The sequence below is a fragment of the Vibrio sp. M260118 genome (genome assembly GCF_036533755.1).
Classification (GTDB): domain Bacteria; phylum Pseudomonadota; class Gammaproteobacteria; order Enterobacterales; family Vibrionaceae; genus Vibrio.
Window position 1 is genome coordinate 1 of the sequence record NZ_JATABG010000244.1, and the last position, 5,527, is coordinate 5,527.

Sequence of the window (5,527 nt, forward strand, 5' to 3'; positions counted from 1 at the left end):
CAAGTAATTCCCTCACCAAATACCTAGCTAGCTTTTCATAAGTTAGCTAGGCCTCAAAATACCCTATTTATTGAACCAGCATCACATTTATCTCATTCTAATGTGATGTTCTGCGCATATTTTATTTATTCTTAACGTGTTCGATAAATGCCACGAACAGGGCAAACCATTCCGAAAGGATGGGACGCAAAGCCTCCGGCCTTACACAAGAAATTGTCTGGTAGCGGGGTTGCCGATGGCGAATATGCAAACTGTCATAGCGCATTTTTGCGCTCGTATGACGCCTAATTGACATTACACCTGCATTATTTTGCTACTCTCTCGGACCTGCATTGGTGGCGTATACATATACACCGAGAATACACAGCATGGATAAACCAGTACTAAAGGACTCAATGCGACTCTTTGAGCAGCTAGGCTATATAAAGTCTCGCTCAATGTTTGGCGGTTTTGGCATTTTTGCCGATGACACCATGTTCGCACTTGTAGTAAACGATAAGCTTCACGTACGAGCTGATGAGACTCTTGCTCAACAGTTCAAATCTCAAGGACTCGAACCCTATGTTTACAAAAAAAGAGGGTTCCCTGTTGTCACTAAGTACTTTGCTTTGAGTGAAGACTGGGCGGCAGATGCGAAAAGCACCCTAGAGATCGCGGGCATAGCTCTGAAAGCGGCGAACGCCGAGAAAAAAACGCAATCTCAAGCAAAACCGGACCGATTAAAAGACTTACCCAATCTTCGTTTAGCAACGGAACGAATGCTGAAAAAAGCAGGTATCGAATCCGTTGAAAACCTTGAAGAAGTGGGCGCTGTAAACGCATTTAAAGCCATCCAGTCCACACACTCTACCGATGTGGCGATCGAGCTCCTTTGGGCATTGGAAGGTGCAATTAACGGTACTCACTGGTCGGTTATACCACAAAGCCGTCGGCAAGAGCTGCTCTCTCAAGTCAGCTAGTCATATCGATATAAAGTCAGCAAATATGCTGACTTTTTTATTACCTGTGAAATTTGTGTCTTGCTTTCCCTGTCTTGTCTAGTAACACTAATATATCCATGCTTTCAATGGAGCAGCTCGACATGAATAAGAAAATCATCCTAGGCATTGTATTCGTCATATTAATTGTTCTACTCGGTGTTAACTTTGGCCAGTACTTAACTCTGGAAAACGCCAAAGCCCAACAAGCTGAGTTAGCCGCGTTTATTGCAGGCAACTTTACCTTGGCTGCCGCCAGTTACTTTATTGCCTATGTGTTGATTACCGCCTTTTCGATTCCCGGAGCTGCTGTAGTGACCTTGCTAGGCGCAGCACTATTCGGATTTTGGACCAGCTTATTGCTTGTCTCTTTCGCCAGCACAATTGGTGCGACGCTAGCATTCTTAAGTAGCCGGTATTTGCTCCGTGATTGGGTGCAGAATAAATTCGGTACCAAGCTCAACGCATTTAACCAAGGGGTGGAAAAAGATGGCGCATTCTATCTATTTTCACTACGTCTGATCCCTGTGTTTCCATTCTTCCTAATCAACTTGCTGATGGGCTTAACACCGATTACAACGATTCGATTCTATCTAGTCAGCCAACTCGGAATGTTGCCCGGCACTGCCGTGTACTTAAACGCAGGTACTCAGCTCGCACAAATTGATAGCCTGGCTGGAATTGTATCCCCTACTGTACTTGCTTCATTCGCACTACTAGGACTGTTCCCTATTATTGCTAAGTGGGTGATGGGTAAAATTAGAACCTCCCCTTCTACCTCCAACGGAAACGCTTAATGAAGGTCTATTCCGCTGCTACGCCAACCGAAGCTCACATTGTTTGTGAGCTTCTTAAATCACATAACATTGATTGCGAAGTTCGAGGTGAAGGCATTTTTGGCCTTCAGGGAGAAGTGCCCTTTGGTGATTGCAGCGAGCCCTATATCTGGTTGCTTACACAGAGTAAAAAACAGCAAGCTCTGGATGTGATTGAACAGTTTAATAGCTTACATAAGGGCGAGAATTGGTTTTGTCAGCAATGCGGCGAATGTAACGAACCACAATTTGGTGTCTGTTGGCAATGTGGGCAAAACGCCCATTAGCTGCGAGTTATCTGCTGTTGGATAAACTTAATCGAATGATGGTTAAATTCTTCAGGTCGCTCCACGTTACACACGTGGCCACAATCTGCAATTTCTAGCAACTTACTCTTGCGATGTGCTGCAACCATCTCTTTCACAGGCTGAATGAACATATAGTCCCTCTCACCCATCAGATAAAGCGTTGGGATTGGCAGCTCGCGATCTTTAAAGTATTTCATCAGCGGATTAACTTCAGCAGTGAGGATAAACCAGCGTTTAAACTCTTTCTGGCATAGCTTCTTAGCTTCGCGGATAAACAGATGGCGAGATTCCTTCTGTGTACGCTGCGGCATCACGATATAAGCAAATAAGCTGTATAACCACATGTAAGGCACGATGTGCTTGCACATGCCACCTAGCCTAACCAAAATCTGTGAGCGAACGTTAAACCGCGTGACAGCGCCACCAAGCACCATTGACTGAACTCTGTCCGTTGCCAATTCTGCCAAGTTACGCACGATAATCGTCCCTAGAGACATACCAACAAAGTGGGCCGAGTGAATTTTTAGGTGATCAAGAACCTTCAATATATCCATAGTTACAGCGCGAAAGGTGTAACGATTGGCAATCAGCTCTTTAATTAGTTGGTTGGATTTTCCATGACCACGGAGATCAATCAGTAGCAAGTTAAAGTGCTCTTTGTAGGCCTTGATTTGCTTAAACCAAATCGATGAACTTCCACCTGCACCATGCACAAACACCACCCACTCGTTGCTCTTTGGGTGGGTAAACGTTTTGTGGAATAACAAGGTATCACTCATAAAAAACAAAGATAACTCAGTAAAATCTGGATAGGGAGATTACCATAAACATAGGATGGTTTAAGTCAAATTACGTTAAATCTTAAATATTATTTTTACGAAATGTGTAAAAAAGGCGTCGAATAGACGCCCAGTTTAATATCAGTTATCAGCCTAACTGAGTGCGGTGTGATACAAAGCAATGTATGCATTGGCAGCTTTGTTCCAACAAAAGTCTTGTTCCATCGCATGAAGCTGAACTCGCTTCACCTCATTCGGCTCCTGAGCATACAGCAATAAAGAACGTTGCAGTATGTGTAGCAGATCCGCAGGCTCTGGTTGATCAAAAACAAATCCAGTCGCGTTCTCAGGGTCGGCATCGTAGTCGTTAACGCTGTCTCGCAATCCTCCGACACCACGAACAATAGGCAACGTTCCGTAAGCCATACTGTAGATCTGATTCAAACCACAAGGCTCAAACTCAGACGGCATAATAAAGAAGTCTGACCCTGCTTCTACGAGGTGAGCTAGCTCGTTGTCGTAGGCCTCGATGAACGCAAAATTATCGCTATGCAAAGCAACGATCTCTTTCAACTGTGCAGCAAGCGTAGGATCACCAGTTCCAACAATCACGACTTGCACCTGATACTTAAGAAAATCATTCAAAATTGGCAACAGATAATGAATACCTTTTTGGTGCGTCAAACGGCAAACCATGCCATAGACAGCGACCTCTTGCTCTGCTAGCCCCACTTTCTGCTGCAACGCTCGTTTACACGCCTTTTTGCCACGAACCATACTTTGGTAGTTAGCCTTGTAGGTCATCGGCAAACATGGATCATTACTTGGATTCCAAGCCGAGTAATCGCACCCGTTCAGGATACCAACCAAGTCCGCAGAGCGAAGTTGAAATTCTGCAGCCATACCATGGCTGCCTAACTCGGTTTTCAGCTCTTGGGCGTAAGTCGGACTGACTGCGTTGATCTTATCAGCACTCAACACCCCTGCTCTAAGCATGGTGACATGAGTTAAACTCACGGCCGCATCGGGCGCGTAATGAGTATGCATCTCAGGCAATGACTGCAACTCATCATAGCTAAACACACCTTTAAATACCGCATTGTGGATGGTCAAGACACTCTTGATGCCGCTGAAAAAGTCATCCGCTCGATAACGATGTTTGAGTAGATAAGGAACAAAGCCCGTATGCCAATCATTTGCATGGATAATATCAGGCTTAAAACCTAGCTTGGGTAACATATCTAAACAGGCAGCACTAAAGAACGCAAACCGCTCACCATTGTCCTCATAGGCATGGTTATTTTCAGCGTACATTTCCGGTCTATCGAAGTACTTGGCACACTCAATAGCATATACAGGCACACCCACAACCTCGAGTGCTTTGACTCTATATTCAGTATGCGGCCAGTAATCAAGATGCGTCTCAAGCACGACAGGAGCATGCTCTATTCCAGCGAGATTACGATAGGCAGGTAGCGTTGTTCGGACGTCTTGTTGTAAAGCTCTCAGAGCTTCGGGCAGTGCTTTGGCGACATCCGCCAAACCACCACTCTTGATTAACCCTTCGACTTCTGACGCTACAAATAAAACAGATAAATCCCTAGCAGCCAATGCGCGCTCCTTTTGGAATCACGACAACACCATCCTCAGACACATGGTAATGCTTTTTATCTTCAGAAAGGTTCACACCAATTTGGGTTCCTGCCGCAATCTCTACATCTTTATCTATAATGACTCGGCGTAAAACACACCCATCACCAATCTTAACATCGCCTAGCAGTATACTTTCACTAATATCACATGCAGACGCGATATTACTGCGGAATCCGAGTACCGACTTCTCTATACGCGACCCACTCACATAACTGCCGTTACAGACTAGGCTGTCTATAATTTGCACTCGACCATTCGCTGAATCAGTAAACGTCGCAGGCGGCAACGGTGGGTAGTAGGTATGCAGCGGCCATTTCCGGTTGTAGAGAGAGAACGGAGCATCCGCCTTAAGCAAATCCATATGCGCTTGCCAATAGGCATCGATGGTACCGACATCACGCCAGTACACCTCTTCCTTCTCCCCAGGGATACGGTTAGTGCTAAAGTCGTAAACAAACACATCACCTTGAGGAAACATCTTAGGGATGATGTCTTTACCGAAGTCGTGCGATGACTCAGGGTTTTCCGCATCTTCAATCAACTCTGCAAATAGAGGTTGTGCTTCAAACACGTAGTTACCCATTGACACCAAAGCATGATCCGGATCGTTTGGAATGGCTTTCGGGTTAGCTGGTTTCTCTTCAAAACCAATCATGCGCCCATCAGCATCCACTTCAATCACACCAAACTGTGATGCTTCTTCCAAAGGCATGCGCAGTGCCGAAACCGTTAGAGACGCCTCTTTCTGCTTATGGAAATCGAGCATCTGCTTAATATCCATCTTATAAATGTGATCCGATCCAAAAATACACACTTGGTCTGGTTCCGACATCTGCATAAAACGTAGGGGCTTTGTTGCGTAATTCGATGGAACTAAATCAAGAAACTACGATCTGAGCGGCTACGCCCATCAATCGTCGTAGCCTCATGCCTAAACCTCGTTACAAAACAACTAACTGGAAGCAGTACAATAAATCCTTAATCAACCGTGGTTC

General features: G+C 45.1%; 5 protein-coding genes, 1 pseudogene and 1 riboswitch. Of the genes and pseudogenes, 3 read left to right on the top strand and 3 right to left on the bottom strand.

From position 1 onward, the window contains the following. Nucleotides 1-150 precede the first annotated feature (150 nt). A riboswitch (cyclic di-GMP riboswitch) is annotated at nucleotides 151-237 on the top strand. A gap of 131 nt (nucleotides 238-368) precedes the next feature. From QTO00_RS13965 to QTO00_RS13975, 3 genes are all read left to right on the top strand, one after another. After that, the gene (locus QTO00_RS13965; protein ID WP_331425344.1) at nucleotides 369-959 is read left to right on the top strand and encodes a TfoX/Sxy family DNA transformation protein; all 591 of its coding nucleotides are present in this window, start codon (nucleotides 369-371) and stop codon (nucleotides 957-959) included. A gap of 122 nt (nucleotides 960-1,081) precedes the next feature. Next, complete coding sequence (locus QTO00_RS13970; RefSeq protein WP_331425345.1) at nucleotides 1,082-1,774, top strand: TVP38/TMEM64 family protein; 693 nt, start codon at nucleotides 1,082-1,084, stop codon at nucleotides 1,772-1,774. Next, nucleotides 1,774-2,079 carry a putative signal transducing protein gene (locus QTO00_RS13975; protein WP_331425346.1) on the top strand — a complete coding sequence of 102 codons (306 nt, stop codon included), beginning with the start codon at nucleotides 1,774-1,776 and terminating at the stop codon, nucleotides 2,077-2,079. Before QTO00_RS13970 ends, QTO00_RS13975 begins: the two co-directional genes overlap by 1 nt. On the opposite strand, the gene QTO00_RS13980 is transcribed toward QTO00_RS13975, so the two are convergent. The 3 genes and pseudogenes from QTO00_RS13980 to QTO00_RS13990 all read right to left on the bottom strand — a co-directional run. Next, the gene (locus QTO00_RS13980) at nucleotides 2,076-2,879 is read right to left on the bottom strand and encodes an alpha/beta fold hydrolase (RefSeq protein WP_331425348.1); all 804 of its coding nucleotides are present in this window, start codon (nucleotides 2,877-2,879) and stop codon (nucleotides 2,076-2,078) included. The genes QTO00_RS13975 and QTO00_RS13980 overlap by 4 nt on opposite strands. A 153-nt stretch (nucleotides 2,880-3,032) precedes the next feature. Continuing rightward, on the bottom strand, nucleotides 3,033-4,490 hold the full coding sequence (gene glgA / locus QTO00_RS13985; RefSeq protein ID WP_331425347.1) for a glycogen synthase GlgA: 1,458 nt from the start codon (nucleotides 4,488-4,490) through the stop codon (nucleotides 3,033-3,035). Continuing rightward, a pseudogene (locus QTO00_RS13990) lies at nucleotides 4,480-5,379 on the bottom strand (sugar phosphate nucleotidyltransferase); the annotation flags it as partial. The pseudogene QTO00_RS13990 and the gene glgA, both read right to left, overlap by 11 nt. Nucleotides 5,380-5,527: the final 148 nt, after the last annotated feature.